This window comes from Caulobacter sp. (assembly GCF_017744445.1).
In the GTDB taxonomy this organism is placed as follows: Bacteria; Pseudomonadota; Alphaproteobacteria; order Caulobacterales; family Caulobacteraceae; genus Caulobacter.
The window spans coordinates 173,656-194,445 of sequence record NZ_JAGIBH010000007.1 but is presented as its reverse complement, the minus strand read 5'-3'; the positions used below and the strand labels follow the sequence as shown (position 1 = coordinate 194,445).

At 68.8% G+C, this 20,790-nt stretch carries 15 protein-coding genes; 7 read left to right on the top strand and 8 right to left on the bottom strand.

What is annotated here, in order from left to right; all coding sequences use genetic code 11:
• The first annotated feature begins 83 nt into the window (after positions 1-83).
• A complete protein-coding gene (locus tag J7528_RS12890; protein ID WP_291874832.1) occupies positions 84-1,271 on the top strand; it encodes an acetyl-CoA C-acyltransferase in 1,188 nt (395 codons plus the stop codon).
• A 299-nt stretch (positions 1,272-1,570) separates the two neighbouring features.
• A complete protein-coding gene (locus J7528_RS12885; RefSeq protein WP_291874830.1) occupies positions 1,571-1,708 on the top strand; it encodes a hypothetical protein in 138 nt (45 codons plus the stop codon).
• 63 nt (positions 1,709-1,771) lie between these two features.
• Here the strand turns inward: J7528_RS12885 and J7528_RS12880 are convergent, their stop codons facing one another.
• On the bottom strand, positions 1,772-3,697 hold the full coding sequence (locus J7528_RS12880; RefSeq protein WP_291874826.1) for a methyl-accepting chemotaxis protein: 1,926 nt from the start codon (positions 3,695-3,697) through the stop codon (positions 1,772-1,774).
• A gap of 263 nt (positions 3,698-3,960) precedes the next feature.
• Complete coding sequence (polA, locus tag J7528_RS12875) at positions 3,961-6,858, bottom strand: DNA polymerase I (protein ID WP_291874823.1); 2,898 nt, start codon at positions 6,856-6,858, stop codon at positions 3,961-3,963.
• Between the two features lie 127 nt (positions 6,859-6,985).
• On the opposite strand from polA, the gene J7528_RS12870 reads away from it, so the two are divergent.
• The 4 genes from J7528_RS12870 to J7528_RS12855 all read left to right on the top strand — a co-directional run bounded on the left by J7528_RS12870 (position 6,986) and on the right by J7528_RS12855 (position 11,978).
• Positions 6,986-8,326: a TonB family protein gene (locus J7528_RS12870; RefSeq protein ID WP_291874821.1), complete on the top strand. Its 1,341-nt coding sequence runs from the start codon at positions 6,986-6,988 to the stop codon at positions 8,324-8,326.
• A gap of 98 nt (positions 8,327-8,424) precedes the next feature.
• Positions 8,425-9,453 carry an aspartate-semialdehyde dehydrogenase gene (locus tag J7528_RS12865; protein ID WP_291874819.1) on the top strand — a complete coding sequence of 343 codons (1,029 nt, stop codon included), beginning with the start codon at positions 8,425-8,427 and terminating at the stop codon, positions 9,451-9,453.
• A 199-nt stretch (positions 9,454-9,652) separates the two neighbouring features.
• On the top strand, positions 9,653-10,561 hold the full coding sequence (rarD, locus tag J7528_RS12860; RefSeq protein ID WP_291874817.1) for an EamA family transporter RarD: 909 nt from the start codon (positions 9,653-9,655) through the stop codon (positions 10,559-10,561).
• Positions 10,562-10,571: 10 nt separating this feature from the next.
• Entirely contained in the window at positions 10,572-11,978 is a 1,407-nt protein-coding gene (locus J7528_RS12855) for an MFS transporter (RefSeq protein ID WP_291874815.1), read from the top strand.
• On the opposite strand, the gene J7528_RS12850 is transcribed toward J7528_RS12855, so the two are convergent.
• The 4 genes from J7528_RS12850 to ahcY all read right to left on the bottom strand — a co-directional run bounded on the left by J7528_RS12850 (position 11,923) and on the right by ahcY (position 16,231).
• A complete protein-coding gene (locus J7528_RS12850) occupies positions 11,923-12,708 on the bottom strand; it encodes a transporter (protein WP_291874813.1) in 786 nt (261 codons plus the stop codon). The genes J7528_RS12855 and J7528_RS12850 overlap by 56 nt on opposite strands.
• On the bottom strand, positions 12,705-13,832 hold the full coding sequence (locus tag J7528_RS12845) for a serine hydrolase domain-containing protein (protein ID WP_291874810.1): 1,128 nt from the start codon (positions 13,830-13,832) through the stop codon (positions 12,705-12,707). The genes J7528_RS12850 and J7528_RS12845 overlap by 4 nt, the downstream gene beginning before the upstream one ends.
• Complete coding sequence (locus J7528_RS12840; protein ID WP_291874808.1) at positions 13,829-14,680, bottom strand: bifunctional hydroxymethylpyrimidine kinase/phosphomethylpyrimidine kinase; 852 nt, start codon at positions 14,678-14,680, stop codon at positions 13,829-13,831. Before J7528_RS12840 ends, J7528_RS12845 begins: the two co-directional genes overlap by 4 nt.
• A 159-nt stretch (positions 14,681-14,839) precedes the next feature.
• Positions 14,840-16,231, bottom strand: coding sequence for an adenosylhomocysteinase (gene ahcY / locus J7528_RS12835; protein WP_291874807.1), 1,392 nt, complete (start codon positions 16,229-16,231; stop codon positions 14,840-14,842).
• A 162-nt stretch (positions 16,232-16,393) separates the two neighbouring features.
• Here ahcY and J7528_RS12830 point away from each other — a divergent pair, with 162 nt between their 5' ends.
• Entirely contained in the window at positions 16,394-17,224 is an 831-nt protein-coding gene (locus J7528_RS12830) for a hypothetical protein (protein WP_291874806.1), read from the top strand.
• A 203-nt stretch (positions 17,225-17,427) separates the two neighbouring features.
• On the opposite strand, the gene J7528_RS12825 is transcribed toward J7528_RS12830, so the two are convergent.
• Both J7528_RS12825 and J7528_RS12820 read right to left on the bottom strand, forming a co-directional pair.
• Positions 17,428-18,435 (bottom strand): DUF1176 domain-containing protein, encoded by a 1,008-nt coding sequence (locus J7528_RS12825; protein WP_291874805.1) that lies wholly within the window; start codon positions 18,433-18,435, stop codon positions 17,428-17,430.
• Positions 18,435-20,747: an ATP-binding protein gene (locus tag J7528_RS12820; RefSeq protein WP_291874804.1), complete on the bottom strand. Its 2,313-nt coding sequence runs from the start codon at positions 20,745-20,747 to the stop codon at positions 18,435-18,437. The genes J7528_RS12825 and J7528_RS12820 overlap by 1 nt, the downstream gene beginning before the upstream one ends.
• Between the last annotated feature and the right edge of the window lie 43 nt (positions 20,748-20,790).

The window sequence follows — 20,790 nt, the reverse complement described above, 5'->3', positions numbered from 1 at the left end:
GCGCACGTGATCTTTCGCACCGCGAAAAGCCGGTCTAGGGTGGCGGCAATTCAAACTAATGTTTTAACGGGGAGTGCGCCTCAATGCGCGAAGCGGTCATCGTCTCTTACGCCCGCACGGGCCTGGCCAAGTCCGTTCGCGGCGGCTTCAACAACACCCACGGCGCGGCCATGGCCGGCCACGCCATCCAGCACGCCGTGTCGCGCGCCGGCCTGGAAGGCGCGGAAGTCGAGGATGTCGTCCTGGGCTGCGGCGGCCCCGAAGGCGCCACCGGCATGAACGTCGCCCGCAACGCGGCGATGTGGGCCGGCCTGCCGGTGACCACCTCGGGCCAGACGGTCAACCGCTTCTGCTCGTCGGGCCTGCAGGCGATCGCCACGGCCGCCAACTATGTCCGCAACGACGGCGCGCCCGTCGCGGTCGGCGGCGGCGTGGAGTCGATCTCGCTGGTCAACGCCAGCGGCCACATGAACCGCTACCACATCACCGAAGAGAAGCTGCTCAAGACCCATCCGGCCCTGTGGATGGCGATGATCGACACCGCCGACATCGTCGCCAAGCGCTACAATGTCAGCCGCGAGTACCAGGACGAATACGCCCTGCGCAGCCAGCAGCGCATCGCCGCCGCCCAGGCCGCCGGCCTGTTCGACGACGAGATCGTGCCGATGGCCACCAAGATGAAGGTGGTCAACAAGGAGACCAAGGAAGAGAGCCTGGTCGACTATGTCGTCAGCAAGGACGAGTGCAATCGTCCCGACACCACGCTGGAAGGGCTGGCCAAGCTGGAGCCGGTCAAGGGCCCGGGCAATTTCGTCACCGCCGGCAACGCCAGCCAGCTGTCGGACGGCGCGGCCGCCGTGGTGATCATGGAAGCCAAGGAAGCGGCCAAGCGCAATCTCGAGCCGCTGGGCCTGTTCAAGGGCTTCGCCATCGCCGGCTGCGAGCCCGACGAGATGGGCATCGGCCCGGTCTTCGCCGTGCCGCGCCTGCTGGAACGCCACGGCCTGAAGGTCGACGACATCGACCTGTGGGAGCTGAACGAGGCCTTCGCCAGCCAGTGCCTCTACAGCCGCGACAAGCTGGGCATCGATCCGGAGAAGTACAACGTCAACGGCGGCTCGATCGCCATCGGCCACCCCTTTGGCATGACCGGCGCCCGCTGCGCCGGCCACCTCTTGCTGGAAGGCAAGCGCCGCAAGGCCAAGCTGGGTGTGGTGACCATGTGCATCGGCGGTGGGATGGGCGCGGCGGGTCTCTTCGAGATCTTCTAGCCCACAACTGTCATCCCGGGCGAAGACCCGGGACCGCAGGGAGCACCGAGCTTTCCGCGATCCCGGCTCTCCGCTCCGCTGCGGCCGGGATGACAGCGTAGAAAGTTCCATTTCGACCCCGAAATAAGGCCGGGAACCGCAAAGGCGGTTTCCGGCCTTTCTTGTCGGATCAGGACGCTTTCGTCGCACTTACGCGAACGCTGGTCGACGAAGCCTTGAACCCGGCGCGAGCAGGGCCATCTGTGCCTGCGTCAGCGTCCGCGATCGTCGCCTTAGAAACGCAGACCAGAGATAGGACCATGGCCAGCAAGGCCTTCTTCGCCGTCGCCCTCCTCATCGCCGCCGCCATCGGCCTGGCGTTGCCGACCCCTGGCGCGAGCCATCAGCCGCAGACGACCAAGTCGTCGTTCGAGACGATCGCCCTGAACAAGGGCTGATAGGCAAAGGGCCCTCCGGTTTCCCGGAGAGCCCTTCAAGTCTCGACGATCGCGGCTAGGCGATCAGAACTCTTCCCAGTCCTCGCTGACCGCCACGGCGGTGTTGCCACGCGACACCGGCGCGGGGCGAGCCGCCGGCTTGGCGCGGTTGACGACCGGCGTGGCCGGGCGCTGACCGGGACGCGAGGCCGGCGCGACGGCGGCGTTTTCGGCGCCGACCTTGAAGCGCGACACCATGCTGGCCAGCGAACCGGCTTCGTTCTTCAGCGAGTGGGTCGCGGCCGTGGCCTCTTCCACCATCGCGGCGTTCTGCTGGACGACCTGATCCATCTGGTTCACGGCGGTATTGACCTCGTTCAGGCCGGTGGCCTGTTCGGTGGTCGAGGCCGAGATCTCCTGCATCAGGGCGTCGATCGAGGCGACCTGCTCGACGATGCGGTTCAGCGCCTCGCCGGTCTGGCCGACCAGGTCCACGCCGGCCTCGACCTGCGAGGTCGAGGTCGAGATCAGCTGCTTGATCTCCTTGGCCGCGTCGGCCGAGCGCTGGGCCAGGGCCCGGACTTCCTGGGCGACGACCGCAAAACCACGGCCGGCTTCACCGGCGCGGGCGGCCTCGACGCCGGCGTTCAGAGCCAGCAGGTTGGTCTGGAAGGCGATTTCGTCGATCACGCCGATGATCTGGCTAACCTGGCTGGACGAGGTCTCGATCTCGGTCATTGCCGAGACGGCCTGGCCGACGATGCGGCCCGAGCGCTCGGCGTCCGAGCGGGCGGCGGCCACGACCTGCGAGGCTTCCTTGGCGCCCGACGCGGTCTTGCGGACCGTGGCGGTGATCTCGTCCAGGGCGGCGGCGGTCTCTTCCAGGGCGGCGGCCTGCTGCTCGGTGCGGCGCGACAGGTTGTTGGAGGCTTCGGCGATCTCGTCCGAGCCGGCATTGACGCCACCGGTGGCCGCGACGATGGCCTTCATGGCGTCCTGCAGCTTGGCGACGGCTTCGTTGAAGTCCTCGCGCAGCTGCTGGTAGCGGCCGGCGAACGGCGCGTCGATGCGGGCGGTCAGGTCCCCGCCGGCCAGGCGCGACAGGCCCGAGGCCAGGGCCTCGACCACCTCGGCCTGCTCGGCCTCGGCGGCGCGGCGCTCGTCGTCATTGGCGGCGCGGTCGCGCTCGGCGGCGGTGCGGGTCTTCTCGGCGTCCTGTTCGACGCGGATCTTGGCGATCGCGGCTTCCTTGAAGTGGATCACGGCGGCGGCCATCTGGCCGACTTCGTCTTGGCGATCGGTGGCCGGAACCTCGATGGCGTTGTCGCCCGAGGCCAGGCGGCGCATGGCGGCGGTCATGGCGGCGACCGGCTTGGCGATCGAGGTCGACAGCAGCAGACCACCGCCCAGCGCGATGGCGGCGCTCAGCAGGATGCCGGCGGTCAGCACCAGGTTCGACAGCGCCTGGGCCTTCTTCTGGGCCAGGGCCTCGGCGTCGATCTGGGCCTGGGCCCAGGTCTGGATGGCTTCCAGGGCGTCCTCGACCGGCACCACGGCCTTGTCGGCGACGCCGTCGTTACGCACCAGCTCGACGGCCTGCGGACGGGTGGCCGGATCGGCGCCCAGCTTCAGGGCCGGGTCGATGGCTTCCTTGCGATAGCCGGCATAGGCGTCGCGGATCGCCTGCACCTGGGCCTTGTCGGCTTCCAGCTGGTCCAGCTTGTCCAGGGCGCCGAAGAACTTGACCTTGTGCACGGTCTCGATGCGCTTGACGTAATAGTCGTCGCCCGAGAGCAGGTAGCCGCGCAGCGAGTTTTCCTGGCGGGTCAGGCGGAAGGTGGCCGTGTCGGCCGCCTGCATCACCTTGTAGGCGCGATCGGTGCGGGCGACCGAGTGCTCCAGGACCTTGGAGTTGATGAACAACGCCACGCCCATCGTCGCGATGGTCGCCAGCAGCACGCCGAACACGACCAGCAGCTTCGTGGGGATCCTGAAATTGCCGAAATTCACCGCAGCCTCCAAGGTTCTCGCGAGGTTCGGTCAGGACCAGGCTAGCCCCCTGGGCTCCGTGCAACCGAACACACCGCCATCTTTGAGGTCTACAAGGTTGCTGGGCTGTTAACTGTACTGTGGCGGAACGTCGCAGGATCCTTCGAGAATCCGTCACAAATCCAAGGACTTGCGTACAAGTTGCAGGCGTTCGATCAATACCTGCGCGCGAACGGGGCGCGGCCGGCGCGGGCCGACACACGCTCCGAATACTGATCAATCCCTTAGTGCGCCTCGTCCCAGTTGGCGGCGGCGCGGGCCTCGACGGTCAGCGGGATCGACAGGGCGACGGCCGGCTCGGAAGCCTTCTCCATCACCGCCTTGATCACCTCGCAGGCGCGGTCGGCTTCGGCGGCCGGAGCCTCGAAGACCAGTTCGTCGTGCACCTGCAGCAGCATCCTGGCCTCAAGGCCGGCGGCTTCCAGCGCGGCGGGCATGCGGGCCATCGCCCGGCGCATGACGTCGGCGGCCGCGCCCTGGATCGGGGCGTTGATGGCCGCGCGCTCGGCGAACTGGCGATGGGCGGCGGACTTGGCCTCGATGTCGGGGATGTTGATCTTCCGACCGAAGATCGTCGTGACATAGCCGTGCTCGCGCACGAAGGCCTTGGTCGCGTCCATATAGGCCTGGATGCCCGGGAAGCGCTCGAAATAGGTCTTGATATAGGCCCCCGCCTCGCCCTGGCCGATGCCCAGCTGGTTGGCCAGGCCGAAGGCGCTGATGCCGTAGACGATGCCGAAATTGATGGCCTTGGCCCGGCGGCGGATCATCGGGTCCATGCCCTCGATCGGCGTGTCGAACATCTCCGAGGCCGTCATGGCGTGGATGTCCAGGCCTTCCTGGAAGGCCTTCTTCAGCTGCGGGATGTCGCCGATATGGGCCAGCAGGCGCAGCTCGATCTGGCTGTAGTCGGCGCTGATCAGCACATTGCCCGGCGCGGCCACGAAGGCCTTGCGGATCTTGCGGCCTTCCTCGGTGCGCACGGGGATGTTCTGCAGGTTGGGATCGGACGAGGACAGGCGGCCCGTCGTCGTCGCGGCCAGGGCGTAGGAGGTGTGCACCCGCCCGGTGCTCTCGGCGATGGCCGCGATTAGGTTCTCGGTATAGGTGCCCTTCAGCTTCGACAGCTGGCGCCAGTCCAGCAGGACGCGCGGCAGCTCGTGCTCCAAAGCGAGGCTTTCCAGCACATCACTGTCGGTCGACCACTGGCCGGTGGCGGTCTTCTTGCCGCCCTTCATGTTCATCTCGCCAAACAGCACGTCGCCGATCTGCTTGGGGCTGCCCAGGTTGAACGGACGCCCGACCAGCTCCTGGGCGCGCTCCTCGAACTTGGCCATGCGCAGCGAGAACTCGTTGGAGAGCAGGCGCAGCGCCTCGGGATCGACGCGGACGCCGTTGTTCTCCATTTGCGCCAGCACGGTCGGCAGCGGGCGTTCGAGCGTCTCGTAGACGGTCGCCAGGCCCTCGCGCGCCAGGCGGGGTTTGAGGATCTCCCACAGGCGCAGGGTGACGTCGGCGTCCTCGGCGGCGTAGGCGGTCGCTTCGGGCAAGGCCACGTGCTTGAAGCTGATCTGGCCCTTGCCCGTGCCGCACACCTGCTTGAACGGGATCGGCTTGTGGCCCAGCCACAGCTCCGACAGCTCGTCCATGCCGTGGCCGTGCAGGCCGGCCTCCAAGACGTAGGAGATCAGCATGGTGTCGTCGATCGGGGCCACCTGGATCCCGAACCGCGACAGCACCGCGATGTCGTACTTGGCGTTCTGGGCCACCTTCAGCACCGAAGGGTCTTCCAGCAGCGGCTTGAGCGTGGCGATTACGTCGGCCAGCGGGATCTGCTCGATGTCGGCCGGAGCCTCGAAGGCCAGGCCGTCGGCCTTCTCGCAGTGGCTCAGCGGGATGTAGCAGGCCTCGCCCGCCGCCACGGCTAGCGAGACGCCGCACAGGCCGGCGGTGGCCGAGCCCAGCGCGTCGGTCTCGGTGTCGAACGCCACCACGCCCTTGGCCGTGGCCTTGGCGACCCAGGCCTTCAGGGTGTCGAGGTCGCGGACGCAGACATAGGACGCGTGATCGATCGTGACAGGCTCAGCCACCGGATTGGCGGCGGCGCGGGCGGCCGCGCCCATGTACGAGACGGTAGTGACCGGCGCCTTGGGTTGGGCAGCCGGGGCGCGATCCAGCGTGCCGGGCGTCGCCGCGGCCGAGCCGTCGCCGACCCGGCGGGCCAGGGTGCGGAACTCCATCTGCTCGAGGAAGGCGGCCAGCACTTCCTTGTCGGGCTCGCGCACCTTCAGCTCGTCCAGCGGCTGGGGCAGCGGGGTGTCGCAATCCAGCTTCACCAGGGCCCGCGACAGGCGGATCTGGTCGGCGAAGTTGATCAGGGTCTCGCGGCGCTTGGGCTGCTTGATCTCGCCCGCCCGCTCCAGCAGCGTGTCGAGGTCGCCATATTCGGTGATCAGCTGGGCGGCGGTCTTGATGCCGATGCCGGGCGCGCCGGGGACGTTGTCGACGCTGTCGCCGCACAGGGCTTGGACGTCCACGACCTTGTCGGGATAGACGCCGAACTTCTCGAACACCTGCTCGCGCTCGATGCGCAGGCCCTTCATCGGGTCGAACATCGAGACGCCGTCGCCGACCAGCTGCATCAGGTCCTTGTCGGACGAGACGATGATCGCCTCGCCGCCGACCTCGCGGGCCTTGCAGGCATAGGCGGCGATCAGGTCGTCGGCCTCGTAGCCCGGCAGCTCGATGGCCGGCACGCCAAACGCCAGGGTCGCCTCGCGCACCAGCGGGAACTGCGGGATCAGGTCTTCCGGCGGCGGCGGACGGTGGGCCTTGTACTGGTCGTACAGGCTGTTGCGGAACGTCTTCTCCGAGTGGTCCCAGATCACCGCCAGGTGCGTGGGCGTGTCGCCCTGCATGTCACGCATCAGCTTCCACAGCATGTTGCAGAAGCCCTGGACGGCGCCCACCGGCAGGCCGTCGCTCTTGCGGGTCAGCGGCGGCAGCGCGTGATAGGCGCGGAACAGATAGGCCGAGCCATCGACCAGGAAGAGCCGGACGGCGGGGCCGTCCTGGGTCAGTTCGGAAGCGTTCGGAAGCGGGGGCGCGGCGACGTCGGTCATGGCCGGCAACATAGGGGGCGCCGGGCGTGTCGGAAACCCTCTGGCGAGGCTCGAATGGCTGACATATGCTCGACTTAAGGTCGAGCGTCGAAGGGGTCGCGCGCCGACCGCTGCTCAGGGTTTCACCGTGTCGCGTAAGCTCCTGCCGACGCTGCTTGTCGCCGGCCTTTCCGTCCTCTGCGTCCATGCCGCCTGGGCCGATGACGACGACGATGATCCGGTCAAGACCGAGGGCTGGAAACCGCGTTTCCAGGTGCGCGCGCCCAAGGACAAGCTGAAGGCCGCCTTCCCCAAGGGCGCGAAAGTGACTGGCAAGGCGTCGCTGGATTGCGTCGCGGCGCAGGGCGGCAAGCTGGTCGACTGCAAGATCGCCAAGGAGGATCCCGCCGGGCAGGGCTTTGGCCAGGCGGCGCTGTCGGTGGTCGGCTATGAGCGGATCAAGACGACGGACGACGCCGGAGCCTCGGTGGTCGGGCGACCCGTACGGACCAGCTTCGAGTTCCTGGCTCCCGGCGACGCCAATCCCGACTGGCTGCGCAAGCCGACCGGCGCCCAGATCGCCAACGTCTTTCCCAAGAAGGCCATCGAGGACGGGATCGGCGGCAAGGCCACGATCCAGTGCCAGGTTACCGTCGAGGGCTTCCTGCAGAACTGCTTCGTGCGCAGCGAGTCGCCGGCGGGCTACGACTTCGGCCTGGCCGGCCTGCAGCTGGCCCCGCAGTTCCTGATGACGCCCAAGATCCGCGGCGGCCAGGTCGTGACCGGCGGCAAGGTGACGATCCCGATCAACTGGGGCGCGCCCAATCCGTCCATGCTGCTGGGCAGCACCTCGATCGTGCTGGACCCGCCGTGGACCCGCGTCCCGACCCAGGCGGCGGTCGACGCCGCCTGGCCCAAGGAGGCCGCCGGCCTCGCCTCGGGCCAGGCCGCCCTGCGCTGCGGGCTGGACAAGACCGGCGGGCTGGACGACTGCGAGGTCATCTCCGAGTTGCCGCGCGGCAAGGGCTTCGGCAAGGCCGCCAAGGTCCTGGCCAAAGACTTCCACCTGACCTTCGCGCCCGAGGACGCCAAGGCGGTCAAGCGCGTGAAGATCGACGTGCCGTTCCGCTTCCGCGATCCGGCCACGCCCGACGCGCGCCGACTGACCAAGCCGCGCTGGGTTCGCACCCTGGGTCCCGAAGCCATGGTCGCGGTCTATCCCGAGGCGGCGGTCAAGGCCGGCGTGCGCTCCGGCGAGGGCGCGGTGACCTGCACCGTCACCGCCACGGGCGAACTGACCGACTGTCAGGCCGCCCGCGAGGCGCCGGCCGGCCTCGACTTCGCCGCCGCCGCGATCAAGGCCGCCGCGGTCATGCGCATGAACCCCTGGACCAAGGAAGGCGACACGGTCGACGGCCTGCGCATCACCGTGCCGATGAGCTTCACCCTCAGCGACGCCTCGCCGCCCGCGCCCCCAGCCAAGCCCTAAAGGCCACGCCAGCTTTCCTCGCCTTGCGCGCGCCTGGCATGAGGCGTACGGGAACCACGCTCCGCGGGGTGCGCGGACGACAGTTTCAGGAGAGCGCGATGGGTTACCGGGTCGCCGTGGTCGGCGCCACGGGCAATGTGGGCCGCGAGATGTTCAACATCCTCGAGGAAGTCAAATTCCCCGTGGACAAGATGCACGCCATCGCCAGCCGCAAATCCATCGGCGTGGAAGTCTCGTTCGGCAACCAGATCCTGCACTGCGAGGACCTGGAGCAGTTCGACTTCTCGACCGTCGACATCGTGCTGATGAGCGCGGGCGGCTCGATCTCGGCCGCCTGGGGCGAGAAGATCGGCGCGGCCGGTCCGATCGTCATCGACAACTCCAGCCACTTCCGGATGGACCCGGACGTGCCGCTGGTGGTGCCGGAAGTGAACCCGAACGCCGTCGACAAGCTGCCCAAGAACATCATCGCCAACCCCAACTGCTCGACCGCGCAGCTGGTGGTGGTGCTGGCCCCGCTGCACGCAGAAGCCAAGATCAAGCGCGTCGTCGTCTCGACCTATCAGTCGGTGTCGGGCGCCGGCAAAGAGGGCATGGACGAGCTGTGGGACCAGACCAAGGGCGTCTTCGTCCTGGGCGCCCCGCCGCCCAAGAAGTTCACCAAGCAGATCGCCTTCAACGTCATCCCGCACATCGATGTGTTCATGGAAGACGGCTACACGAAGGAAGAGTGGAAGATGATGGCCGAGACCAAGAAGATCTTGGATCCGGCGATCAAGCTGACCGCCACCGCCGTGCGCGTGCCGGTCATGGTCGGCCACGCTGAATCCGTGAACATCGAGTTCGAGACCCCGCTGGACGAGGAAGACGTCCGCGAGATCCTGCGCGACGCCGACGGCGTGGAAGTGATCGATAAGCGCGAGGACGGCGGCTACATGACGCCGAAGGAAAGCGCCGGCGAGTTCCCGGTCTATGTCTCGCGCATCCGCACCGACCCGACCGTCGACAACGGCATCGCGCTCTGGTGCGTGGCCGACAACCTCCGCAAGGGCGCGGCGCTCAACGCCGTGCAGATCGCCCAGCTGCTGCACGACAAGGGCCTGATCAAGTCCAAGGCCGTGGCCTAACTCATATCCGTATCCCCGGCGAAAGCCGGGGCCCAGATGGAAGGGCGCTGGGGCTGACGCTATGAGCTCAGCGCCCTTCCAATCAGCCCAAGCGCTTTGAGATCTGGGTCCCGGCTTTCGCCGGGAAGATCGGGTTTAGGGAAAGCTTCGCAAGTTTCGGGCGGACAGTGATCCTCCCGTCTGGGAAACGCTCCGAGCCATGCCGCCTAGCTCCAGCCCCTCCACGGAAAGCCGCGCCGCCTATGCCGCCGGCGTCGGCTGCTACGTGCTGTGGGGCTTCCTGCCGCTGTATTTCCACCTGCTGTCGAACCTGGGCGTCTCGTCCTGGGAGATGATCGCCCACCGCTCGCTGTGGTCGGTGCTGTGGGCCGGGGGCCTCGTCCTGATCGCCAAGCAGGGCGGTCAGGTCGCGGCGGTGCTGCGCCAGCCCAAGACCTTGGGGATACTGCTGCTGTCGACAGCGGCGATCTTCAGCAACTGGACGATCTACGTCTTCGCGGTGAACGCCGGCCACGTGATCGAGGCCAGCCTGGGCTATTACATCAACCCGCTGATGAACATGGCCGCTGGCGCCCTGCTCTTCCGCGAGCGCCTGACAACCGAGGGCAAGATCGCCATCGGCTTCGCCGCCGTCGGCGTCGCCATCCAGACCATCGCCCTGGGCCATCTGCCAATCGTCTCTCTGGGTCTGGCCCTGACCTTCTGCGCCTACGCCATCCTGCGCAAGCAGGTGAAGGCCGACGCCCAGACGGGGCTCTTCATCGAGTGCGCCTATCTGGCGCTGCCGGGCCTGGCCTATGTCTGGTTCCTGCAATTGAGCGGCCAAGGTCACTTCGGCGGTGGCGCGGGTGTCACGGCCCTGCTGGCCCTGGCGGGTCCGGCCACGGTCGCGCCATTGGCGCTGTTCGCCTGGTCGGCCCGTCGCCTGCCGCTCAGCGCCGTCGGTTTCCTGCAGTTCATCGCGCCCACCTTGCAGTTCGCCCTGGGCGTGGTCTTCGGTGAGCCCTTCACCCCGCTGCGGGCGCTGTCGTTTGTGTTCATCTGGCTGGGCGTGGCGACCTTCGCCTATGGGGCCTGGAAGAAGACGCGAGCCCTGGCGCCAGCCTGACGCCCGGTCCATGGTCGACGCCATGGACGAAACCATCTCCACAGGTCGCGGCCGGCTGATCCTGGCCGCGACCGTGCTGGGCTCCAGCCTGGCCTTCATCGACGGCTCGGTCGTCAACGTCGCCCTGCCGACGATCCGCCAGGCGCTTTCCGCGCGCCCGGAAGAGATCCAGTGGATCGTCAACGCCTACCTGCTGTTGCTCGGGTCGCTGGTCCTGATCGGCGGCTCGGCCGGCGATCGCTGGGGTCGGCGCAAGGTGTTCGTGGTCGGCGTGAGCCTGTTCGCCCTCGCCTCGCTAGCCTGCGCCCTCGCACCAACCATCGCCTGGCTGATCGCCGCCCGCGCCCTGCAAGGCGTCGCCGCCGCCCTGGTCGTGCCGGCCAGCCTGGCCATCCTGGGCGCGGCCTTCGACGAAGAGCGGCGTGGACCGATGATCGGGGCCTGGGCCGGGTTTGGGGCGGTGACCGCCGCGCTGGGACCGGTGTTGGGCGGCTGGCTGGTCGACGCGGTGTCGTGGCGCGCCCTCTTCCTGATCAACCTGCCGATCGCCGCCGCCACCGTCTGGCTGACTCTGAAGGCCGTGCCGGAAAGCCGTGATCCGGACGTCCAGCACCTGGACTGGCGCGGCGCGATCCTGGCGGCCGCCGGCCTGGGCGCCCTGACCTGGGGCCTGACGGCGGCCGGCGAGCGCGGCTGGACCAGCCCCGCCGTCTGGAGCGCCATCGTCGCCGGCGCCGCGATCCTCGTCGGCTTCGTCGTGCTGCAAGGCCGTGAGGCGCATCCGATGATGCCGCTGTCGCTCTACCGTTCGCCGACCTTCAGCGGCGCCAACCTGCTGACCCTGGCCCTCTATTTCGGCCTGACCGGCGCGATGTTCTTCCTGCCCTACGAGCTGATCGCCAGGCACGGCTACAAGGCGGCCGAGGCGGGCGCGACCTTGCTGCCGCTGTCGGCGGTGATGGGGACGCTGTCAGGGCTCGCCGGCCGCGCGGCCAACAAGGTCGGGGCGCGGGCCATGCTGACGGTCGGACCGATCACGGCCGGCGTGGGCTTTGCCCTGCTGGGCCTGCCGTGGATCGCCAGCGGCTTCTGGACCGGCGTCCTGCCGGGGCTGCTGGTGCTGGCGCTCGGCATGACCATCAGCGTCGCGCCCCTGACCAGCACGGTGATGGCGGCCGTGCCGTCCAGCCACTCCGGCGTCGCCTCGGGCATCAACAACGCCGTCGCCCGCATCGCCGGCCTGCTGGCCGTGGCGGTGCTGGGCCTCGTCTATTTCGCGCCGGGCGGCGGCGGCTATCCCTGGGTGATGGGCATCAGCGCGGCGGCGGCGATCGTGGCCGGCCTGGTCGGCGCCGCGACGATCAGAAGCGGTGGGCCAGACCCACGACCAGCTCAAGGTCCGGAGTCTGGCGGTTGAGGCCGACATAGGCCGAGGCGTCCAGCTGGATGTCCTTCAGCGTCTTGGGCGTCCAGGCGGCGGTCAGGTCGAAGCTGGCCTGGGTGACATGGCCTGTCGGGTCGTCGTCGCGATCGACCCACAGCTCCGCGCCCAGGTTCACCGGCCCCACCGCGCGGCCGACGCCGCCGGCCAGGGCATAGCCCGCATGGCGCCCCGCGCCCGAGGCGTTCTCCCGCGCCTCGACCTGCGGCGACAGGTTCAGCGACCAGTCGCCGGTCAGCGGGGTCGACACTGGAAGCATAACCCCGCCCTGCCAGACATCGCTGCCGATCCCGCGCGAACCAGTCGGGGCGGTGACATAGGGCTGGACGGCGACCGACAGGCCGTCACCGGCCGGGTTCTTCAGCGACCACCGCAAGGCCGCGCCCAGGTCGCCGGCGCCCGAGACGGTGTCGACGACGCCGTGATCCTTGGTCCGCACGCGCTCGTGGGCGGTCCAGCTGAGCTGGCCTTCAAGCGTGGAGGTCAGGCCCAGCCGCAACTCCAGCCCACCATACGAGACATCGTCGACCGAAACCCCGCCGCCGCGCGTGAAGGCCGCGTCGACACCGCCGAGCTCGGCCTGGAAGCGGCCCTTGTCCATGACGCAGGGCGGCGAGCCCTTGCCGGGCCGATCGGCGCAGAAGTCGCGCTCTTCAGCGTGGGCGGCGCCCGCCAGGACCAGAAAGGCGAGCGCGGCGCGGATCACAGCGAGGCGTAGGCCGCTTGGATCAGCGTCACCGCGCGCGGGTCGCCGATCAGGGCGGCGCCCTGCTTGTTCATCACATAGGCCCCGGAGACGCCGCGCGTCGGGTCGGCGAAGGCGCACGAGCCGCCCCATCCCGAATGGCCGAACGCCTCGGCCGTCGGGCCGTAGAACATGTTAGGCTCATTGCGCATGAAACCCGCGCCCCAGCTGATCTCGTACGGCAGGACAAGGTCGCGGCCGCGGATGCGCTCGGCGCTGGCGGCCTTGATCCCGGCGGGCGTGATCAGCGAGCGGCCGTCCAGGCTGCCGCCGCTGGCCAGGGCGCCCATCAGGCGAGCCAGGGCCGGGGCGGTGGCGTGGCCGTTGGCCGAGGGGATTTCGGCCCGCCGCCACTCGGCCGCGCTCTTGCCGCCCGGCGACGACCAGGGCTTCAGGAAGGCGGCGGTCAGGGCGGGGTTGATCTCGCCGAACTGCGGCATGGCGGTCGGGCGCATCAGGTCGGCGACGCGACCGTGCTCGCTGTCGGGCAGGCCGATCCAGATATCCAGATCCAGCGGCTGGCAGATGTCCTCGCGCAGCGCCGTGCCCATGGTCCGGCCGTCCACGCGGCGGAAGATCTCGCCGGCGATATAGCCGTAGGTGACGGGGTGGTAGCCGCTGGCCGAGCCGATCGGAAACAGCGGGGCCATCGCCGCGAGTTTCGCGCAGGTGGCGTCCCAGTCGAACCACAGGGCCGGATCGGTCTCGTCCGGGAAGCCTGACAGGCCGGCCTGGTGCGACAGGGCCTGCTCGACCGTGACCTCGCCCTTGCCGTTCTGGGCGAACTCCGGCCAGACGTCGGCGACGGGCTGGTCGTAGGCCAGGCGGCCTTCGTCGACCAGGCGCGCGACCAGCAGGGCCGCCACGGCCTTGGTGGTCGAGAACAGGGCGGTCAGGGTGTCGGGGCCGAACGGAATCTCGCGCTTGCGGTCGGCATAGCCGCCCATCAGGTCGACGACGATCTCGCCGTCGATGGCGAAGGCGAAACGCGCGCCCAGCTCGCCATTGTTGTCGAAATTGGCTTCGAAGACCTCGCGGACGCGGGCGAAGCGGTTGGGGCAGACCCCGGTGATGTCTACGGTCATGCCAAGCGCTCGATGCGGACCGTCGGCGAGGTCTGCTTGATCCGCGCGCCCATGGCGACGATCGGCAGCTCCGGCGCGTTCCAGATGTTGGCGGCGGTGATGGTCTCGGCCACCCCGCCGACGGCGCGAGCCAGGCCGTACGAGAAGGTCTGCCCCTCCAGGATCGAGGCGGCGTAGAGGGCGGTCAGCAGGTCGCCGGTACCGTTGGGCGCGCGCTCGGTCTTGGCGTGGGCGGCCAGCCAGGCCTCCTTGTGATCAGCGAGCACGGCGCCGATCTCGGCCCCGCGCTGGACCGAGGAGACCAGGGTCGTCTTGCCCAGCAGCCGGGCGGCCTTCATGGCCGACACCGGATCGCGGGCGTCCGTGCCGGTCAGCTTCTGCAGCTCCCAGCAGTTGCAGGCCACCACGTCGGCGCGCGGGATCAGGTCGGCGATGATCTCGTCGGCGGTCTCGGTGGGGATGTACAGGCCCTTGCCGGCGTCGCCCATGGTCGGATCGACCACCACGATCGGCCGGCGGGTCGCCGCGCCGTTGGGGCGAGGCGCTTCACGCACGGCGTCGATCACCCGCGCGGCGGCGCGCGCCTGGGCGGCGGTGGCGAAGTAGCCGGTGATGACCAGGTCCACCAGGCCGAACAGGCCGTTGGCCTCGATGCCGTCCAGCATGCCTTCGAACACCTCGATCGGCACGGGCGCGCCGCCGGGGATGCCCCAGCCGGGATGGCGGCCGTACAGCACGGTCGGCACCACCATCGAGTCGATGCGGAACTGCGCCAGGGCGGTGGCCTGCGCCGTCGCGCCCACCTGGCTGCCGGCGACGTGGCTGGAAAGGATCAAGGCTAGCGGCATGCCAATGCGATTAGCCGAGCATTGCGGACTTGAATAGGGCGTGTTCGCCCAAGAGACGAAAAGAAAAGGCCCGCCATCGCTGGCAGGCCTTTCCCCTTGGAAAATCAGACAATTTCCGTAGCGGAAACGTCGTAATTTATAGCGACGTCGACCCGTCGCTTAGTAGCGGTAGTGGTCTGGCTTGAACGGGCCCTTTTCCGGCACGCCGATGTAGTCGGCCTGGTCCTTGCGCAGGACCGAGAGCTTGGCGCCCAGCTTCTCCAGGTGGAGGAAGGCGACCTTCTCATCCAGGTGCTTGGGCAGGGTGTAGACGTCGTTCTTGTAGGCGTCCTTGTTCGTCCAGAGCTCGATCTGGGCGAGCGTCTGGTTGGTGAACGAGGCCGACATCACGAACGAGGGGTGGCCCGTGGCGTTGCCCAGGTTCACCAGGCGGCCTTCCGACAGGACGATGATCTTCTTGCCGTCCGGGAATTCCACGTGGTGGACCTGCGGCTTGATCTCGTCCCACTTGAAGTTGCGCAGGCCGGCGATCTGAATTTCCGAGTCGAAGTGCCCGATGTTGCAGACGATGGCGTTGTTCTTCATCCGGCGCATGTCTTCAACCGTGATGACGTCCTTGTTGCCCGTCGCGGTGACGAAGATGTCGGCCTTGTCGGCGACGTCGGCCAGGGTCTGGACTTCGTAGCCTTCCATGGCCGCCTGCAGGGCGCAGATCGGGTCGATTTCGGTGACGATCACGCGGGCGCCGCCCTGGCGCAGCGAGGCGGCCGAGCCCTTGCCCACGTCGCCGTAGCCGCAGACCACCGCGACCTTGCCCGACAGCATGACGTCGGTGCCGCGACGGATCGCGTCGACCAGCGATTCACGGCAGCCGTACAGGTTGTCGAACTTCGACTTGGTGACGCTGTCATTGACGTTGATGGCCGGGAACGGCAGCTCGCCCTTGGCGGCCATCTGGTACAGGCGGTGCACGCCCGTGGTGGTCTCTTCCGACACGCCGCCGATGGCCGCGCGGATCGCCGAGTAGAAGCCCGGCTTTTCGGCCAGGTACTTCTTCATCACCGCGAACAGAGCTTCTTCTTCCTCGTTCTGCGGGTTGTTCAGGATCGACGGATCCTTCTCGGCCTTGGGGCCCAGCACGCAGAGCAGGGTGGCGTCGCCGCCGTCGTCCAGGATCAGGTTCGGGTAGCCGCCGTCGTGCCACTCGAAGATCTTGTGGGCGTATTCCCAGTACTCGACCAGGTTCTCGCCCTTGAAGGCGAACACCGGCACGCCCGAGGCGGCGATGGCGGCCGCGGCGTGGTCCTGGGTCGAGAAGATGTTGCACGAGGCCCAGCGGACTTCGGCGCCCAGGGCCGTCAGCGTCTCGATCAGCACGCCGGTCTGGATGGTCATGTGCAGGCTGCCGGCGATGCGGGCGCCCTTCAGGATCTGCTGCGGACCGTACTCGGCGCGCGTGGCCATCAGGCCCGGCATTTCGGTCTCGGCGATAGCCAGTTCCTTGCGGCCGTAGTCGGCGAGCGAGATGTCCTTGACGATGTAGTCGGCCACGTGCGGCTCCTGCGTCGGGTCGTGGAAGGGAGGGTCTTGGGCGCAGTCTATACAACCCCGAGCCCTATCGAGCAATTAACGCATAAAGATATCTTTATGTCCGCCAGAGGTTGACAGATCACTGGTTTGCGCGCGCTATGATTGAGTACACAGGAGCGCTCAATGTCCGGATTGCTTCTCGCCGCCGCCCTGCTGGCCGCCGACACGCCGCCGCTGGATCAGGATAGCCTGCGCCAGGCCATGACCGAGGCGGCCGCCAATCCCGGCGCTCGCCCCCTCACCGGCCAGCGCTTCCGGCTAGTCACCCGCTTCGTCGAGGAGAAGCCGCGCAAGTACGGCATCTTCAAGCAGTCGGGCCGCTGGCTGTATGACCGTCGCAAGCAGACGCTGGTCACCTCGGTGGGGCTCGGCGAGATCACCGATCGCAACTTCGGGGCTTTCAAGGAAAGCGGCCTGGCGGCGCTGCCGCCGCTGCAGTCGTTCTTCTTCAACGTCGACGTCGCGCGCGGCCAGGCGCTCGATGCGTCTGGACGGCCGGTCTCTTTGCTGATGCCCCGCGCACGGATGGGCTCCCCGGGCGGCGTACCGCTCCGCGCGCCGCCACCGAATCAGAACTTCGACCTGGCGGACTCGAGCAAGGCCACCAGCTTCGGCCTGGCCGTACCCTACGAAGAGAACGGTCCCTCGGCCCTGCCGGCCGGCATGGCCCCGCTGGAGGTCAGCCAGGCGCGCGGTCGCCGCGACCACGCCGAGCGCTTCGCCCGCGACCTGACCCTGGTGGTCGAGGGCGAGATCACCGACCTGGGCCAGAAGCCCCAGGTGTTCTGCGGCGGCTGGCGGGGCGCGGTGACCTTCAAGGAAATCACTGGCAATACGCCGACCTGGGTCAAGGACCAGCAGTGCTTCGTCACGGCCCGGATCGACCACGTGCAGGTGATGCGCGGCGACAAGGAGGTCAGCGCCTGGCCCAAGGCGGCCAAGGCCGCCGACTAGCGCGGATCGACATTCAGTCTTGAGCCAACCCCAAACCCGATCATCCCCGCGAAAGCGGGGATCCAAGGTGGCTTTCAGGATGCAGCGCGTCCGAGCGATGGCCCTCTGACTCGGCTTGGATCCCCGCCTTCGCGGGGACAGTCGGTGATGGGGAAAGCTCCTCGCCGAATGTCGATCCGCCCCAGGGCCTGTTTGAACAGGCTCTAGCGGCTGCGGTACATCGTGACCCAATAGTCCTCGGGCAGGCCACGGCAGATCTGCAGCTCGGAGCGTTCGGTCAGGACAAAGCCCTTGCCGGTCCAGGCATGGGTGCGGGACTCGCCGCAGTCGGCCAAGCCCCGCCCCTTGGCATAGCTGTAGAGCTTCTGGTCGTCGGTATTGAATACGGCGTTGGTGGCCATGGCCCGTGTGTCGCCCGCCCCGCCCAGGTCGGCCAGCCGGGCGTGACCGCCCTTCTCGTCGGCCAGCACCAGGGCCGAGGAGATCTGATAGGCGCCCACCCAGCACGGGATCACCCACAACACCACGTCGGGCGCCAAGCGGTTCGAGGTCGGGTCTTCGGGCGCGTCCGCCTGGCAGTCCAGGCTCTTGATCCGCGCCAGCACGGCGGGCGGCGGCGTATCGGTCAGGCCGTCCTGGCTCACCGGCTTGGCGGGTCGGATCAAAGGCGGGACCGGCGGCGACGGAACGGCGGAAGCCGGCGCCGCGCCCTTGGCGACCAGTGCGGTGACGCCGCCGACGCGCCGCTGGCGATCATCCATCCAGCGCAGGCTCGCCGAACCACCGGACAGCGACACGGTCGCGACGGTGCGCCCGCCGTCCCTGGCCTCCAGGACCTCGCCCCTGGCGATCGCCTCCAGCAAGGCCGGCGACCGGGCGGGCGAAACCGACCAAGTGCGATACTCGTCGTCCGTTCCCTCGGGCGCCGCGGTGCGCGCCACCACCTTGCCGTCGACCGTCAGGGTCAGAGGCCCCGAAACGCCCTTGGCGGTCTCGGCGTCGATGCCGAGATCCAGCGTGGCCGCCGCATCGGCTTCCGCTTCGCGACGCACCCGCAGCACCACGCCATAAGCGTCTTCAGGCGGAAATCCGTAAGCCGTGCAGACCCGGACATTGTCGCAAGCGACCCACCAGTCCTTGATGGCCACGTCCTGGGCAACGGCGGGCGCGGCCAGCAGCAATCCCGCCAGCAGGACCGCCGCGCGCAGCACTAGAAGCCCAGTTCCGGCTGCATGGCGCCCGGCTGCTGGGTCTCGGGCAGGTGGCAGGTGAAGGTCGAGCCGGCGCCCGGCTCGCTCTCCAGCGCCACCCAGCCACCATGCAGCTCGACCAGCGCCTTGACCAGGGCCAGGCCCAGGCCCGGACCGCCACGGTCGCGGCCGACGAAGCGGTCGAAGATGTGGGCCTGGACGTGGAATGGCACGCCGCGGCCAGTGTCGGAGACGTCCAGGCGCACCTCGCCCAGGGCGCGGCGGGCCTGCAGGGTGACGCGACCGCCGGGCGGGGTCTGGCGCAGGGCGTTCTCGACCAGGTGGTCCATGGTCTGGGCCAGGCGCTTGGCGTCGCCACGGATCAGGCCGACATCTTCCTCGCACTCGACCGCCAGGGTGACGGCGCCCAGCTGGGCGTCCTTCAGGGCGCGTTCCTGGGCGTTCAGCAGCAGGTCGGCGACACGGATGTCCTCGATCTCCAGCGCCATCTCGCCGGCGTCGATCTGGGCCATGTCCAGCACGTCGTCGATCGAGCGGGCCAGCTGGGTGGCGGCGGCGCGGACGGCGGCCACGTGGTTGCGGCCACGCTCGGAAATACCGTCGGCCCGCTCCAGCAGTTCGGAATAGCCGATGATCGTCGTCAGCGGGGTGCGCAGTTCGTAGCTGACATTGCCGACGAAGTCGCGCTTCAGGCGCTCGGCCTCGGCCAGGGCGGCGGAGCGATCGGACAGCGCGTTCTGCAGGTCGCGGGTGTCGGTGACGTCGGCGAAGGCGATCAGGGTCGCGCCGTCCGGCAGCGGCCGGCTTTGATAGACCACGATGCGGTCGTCGGAGGTGCGGACCTCGCCCGAGGTCGGGGCGCGCATCTGCGGATCGGGATCAGCCACCCGGCCCTTCAGCTCGCGCCAGAAGGCCAGGTCGTGCAGGCGCGGCACGCACAGCTCGACCACGCCCTCGAAGTCGCCGGCCGCTTCCAGCGAGAAGGCGCTGACGTTCCAGAAGGTCTCGAAGGCCTCGTTGTGCAGGCGCAGGCGGCCGTCGGAACCGAACACGGCGACGGCGTCGTTCAGCTTGTCCAGCGTGGCCTGCTGCACCTGGATCAGGGCGTTGTACTGGGCCTTCAGGCGCAGCTCGCCGGTGATGTCGGAATAGATCAGCAGCATGCCGCCCAGCGGGTGGGGTTGGCGCACGACTTTGAGCGTGCGGCCGTCGGGCAGGTGCCACAGGTCGTCGGCCTGGGGGCCCAGGTCCTCGTAGCGGGCCAGTTCGGCGGCCTTCCAGCCGGAATAGTCGATGCTCTCGGGCAGACGGCGGCGCTGGCGCAGGCGGTCCAGCACCTCGCCATGGGTCGGGCGTTCCGCGAGCCAGGCCGGTTCCAGGCCCCACAGCTCGGCGAAGGCGGTGTTGTGGTAGGACAGCCGGCGCGTCTGGCTGAAGATCGCCACGGCCTCGGCGATGTGGTTCAGGGTCTCGTCGTGGGCCTCGACATGCTTGCGGAAGGCGTCGCGGACGTCCTCGATTTCGGTGACGTCCGCGCAGAACACGCCCACCCCGCCGCCGTCCAGCGGCTGGGCGGAAAGCCTGAAGGCCCGCCGGCGGCCCTCCAGGTTGATCCAGCGCAGGGCCTCGCGGCGCTCGCCCTTCTCGACGGCCTCGACGACCAGGGCGTCGGCGGCGCGGTCGAAGCTCTTGCCGGCCAGGGCCGCGGCCGAGGCCGAGGTCGCGCCGACCGCGCGGATGAAGGCGTCGTTGCCCCAGGCCGGCTGGCCATCGGCGCCGGCGATCCAGGCGGGCTCGGCCACGCTGTCGACGAAGGCGGCGAAACGGGCCGCCGACGGCAGGCCGGCGTCGCCGCCGCTGGCGGGCGCCAGGCGCAGCCAGGCCAGGGCGCCGGCCGCGCGGCCCTCGACCGAGATCCAGCCGCCGCTGCCGCGCGCCTCGAACACGCAGGCCTCGCCGCGCTCGAACAGGGCGGTCAGCTTCTGGGCGTGGGCCGGATCGACGGCGCTGACGGCGGCGACCACCGCCTCGACCTCGGCGGGAACGCCCAGCACGCGGGCGCAGGCGGCCAGGCCCTCGGCCCCGGCGGCCAGGCTGGGACGGCCGCCCTCGACGGCCAGCACGGCGGTGTCGAAGGCCTCGACCCAGGCGGGCGCATCCAGGGCGTCGCCGCCTTGCAGGGTCAGCCGGTTCTTCAGCGCGGCGATGCGATCCTCGTAGCCACGGCGCTGCCCCAGCGACCACAGGGTCACGCAAATGGCGAGGCAAACCGCGCCGGCCGCCGCCGCGAGGATCAGGTCGTACGAAGTCATCAGTGCGCCCAGCGGGTCCTCGAATCAGATTTTCAGATTAGTC

What these genes read in the sequence shown, in the direction of transcription:
- J7528_RS12890 (WP_291874832.1), top strand. Translation starts at nt 84, where the DNA reads ATGCGCGAAGCGGTCATCGTCTCTTACGCCCGCACGGGCCTGGCCAAG.
- J7528_RS12885 (WP_291874830.1), top strand. Translation starts at nt 1,571, where the DNA reads ATGGCCAGCAAGGCCTTCTTCGCCGTCGCCCTCCTCATCGCCGCCGCC.
- polA (WP_291874823.1), bottom strand. Translation starts at nt 6,858, where the DNA reads ATGACCGACGTCGCCGCGCCCCCGCTTCCGAACGCTTCCGAACTGACC.
- J7528_RS12865 (WP_291874819.1), top strand. Translation starts at nt 8,425, where the DNA reads ATGGGTTACCGGGTCGCCGTGGTCGGCGCCACGGGCAATGTGGGCCGC.
- rarD (WP_291874817.1), top strand. Translation starts at nt 9,653, where the DNA reads ATGCCGCCTAGCTCCAGCCCCTCCACGGAAAGCCGCGCCGCCTATGCC.
- J7528_RS12855 (WP_291874815.1), top strand. Translation starts at nt 10,572, where the DNA reads ATGGTCGACGCCATGGACGAAACCATCTCCACAGGTCGCGGCCGGCTG.
- J7528_RS12845 (WP_291874810.1), bottom strand. Translation starts at nt 13,832, where the DNA reads ATGACCGTAGACATCACCGGGGTCTGCCCCAACCGCTTCGCCCGCGTC.
- J7528_RS12840 (WP_291874808.1), bottom strand. Translation starts at nt 14,680, where the DNA reads ATGCCGCTAGCCTTGATCCTTTCCAGCCACGTCGCCGGCAGCCAGGTG.
- J7528_RS12830 (WP_291874806.1), top strand. Translation starts at nt 16,394, where the DNA reads ATGTCCGGATTGCTTCTCGCCGCCGCCCTGCTGGCCGCCGACACGCCG.
- J7528_RS12820 (WP_291874804.1), bottom strand. Translation starts at nt 20,747, where the DNA reads ATGACTTCGTACGACCTGATCCTCGCGGCGGCGGCCGGCGCGGTTTGC.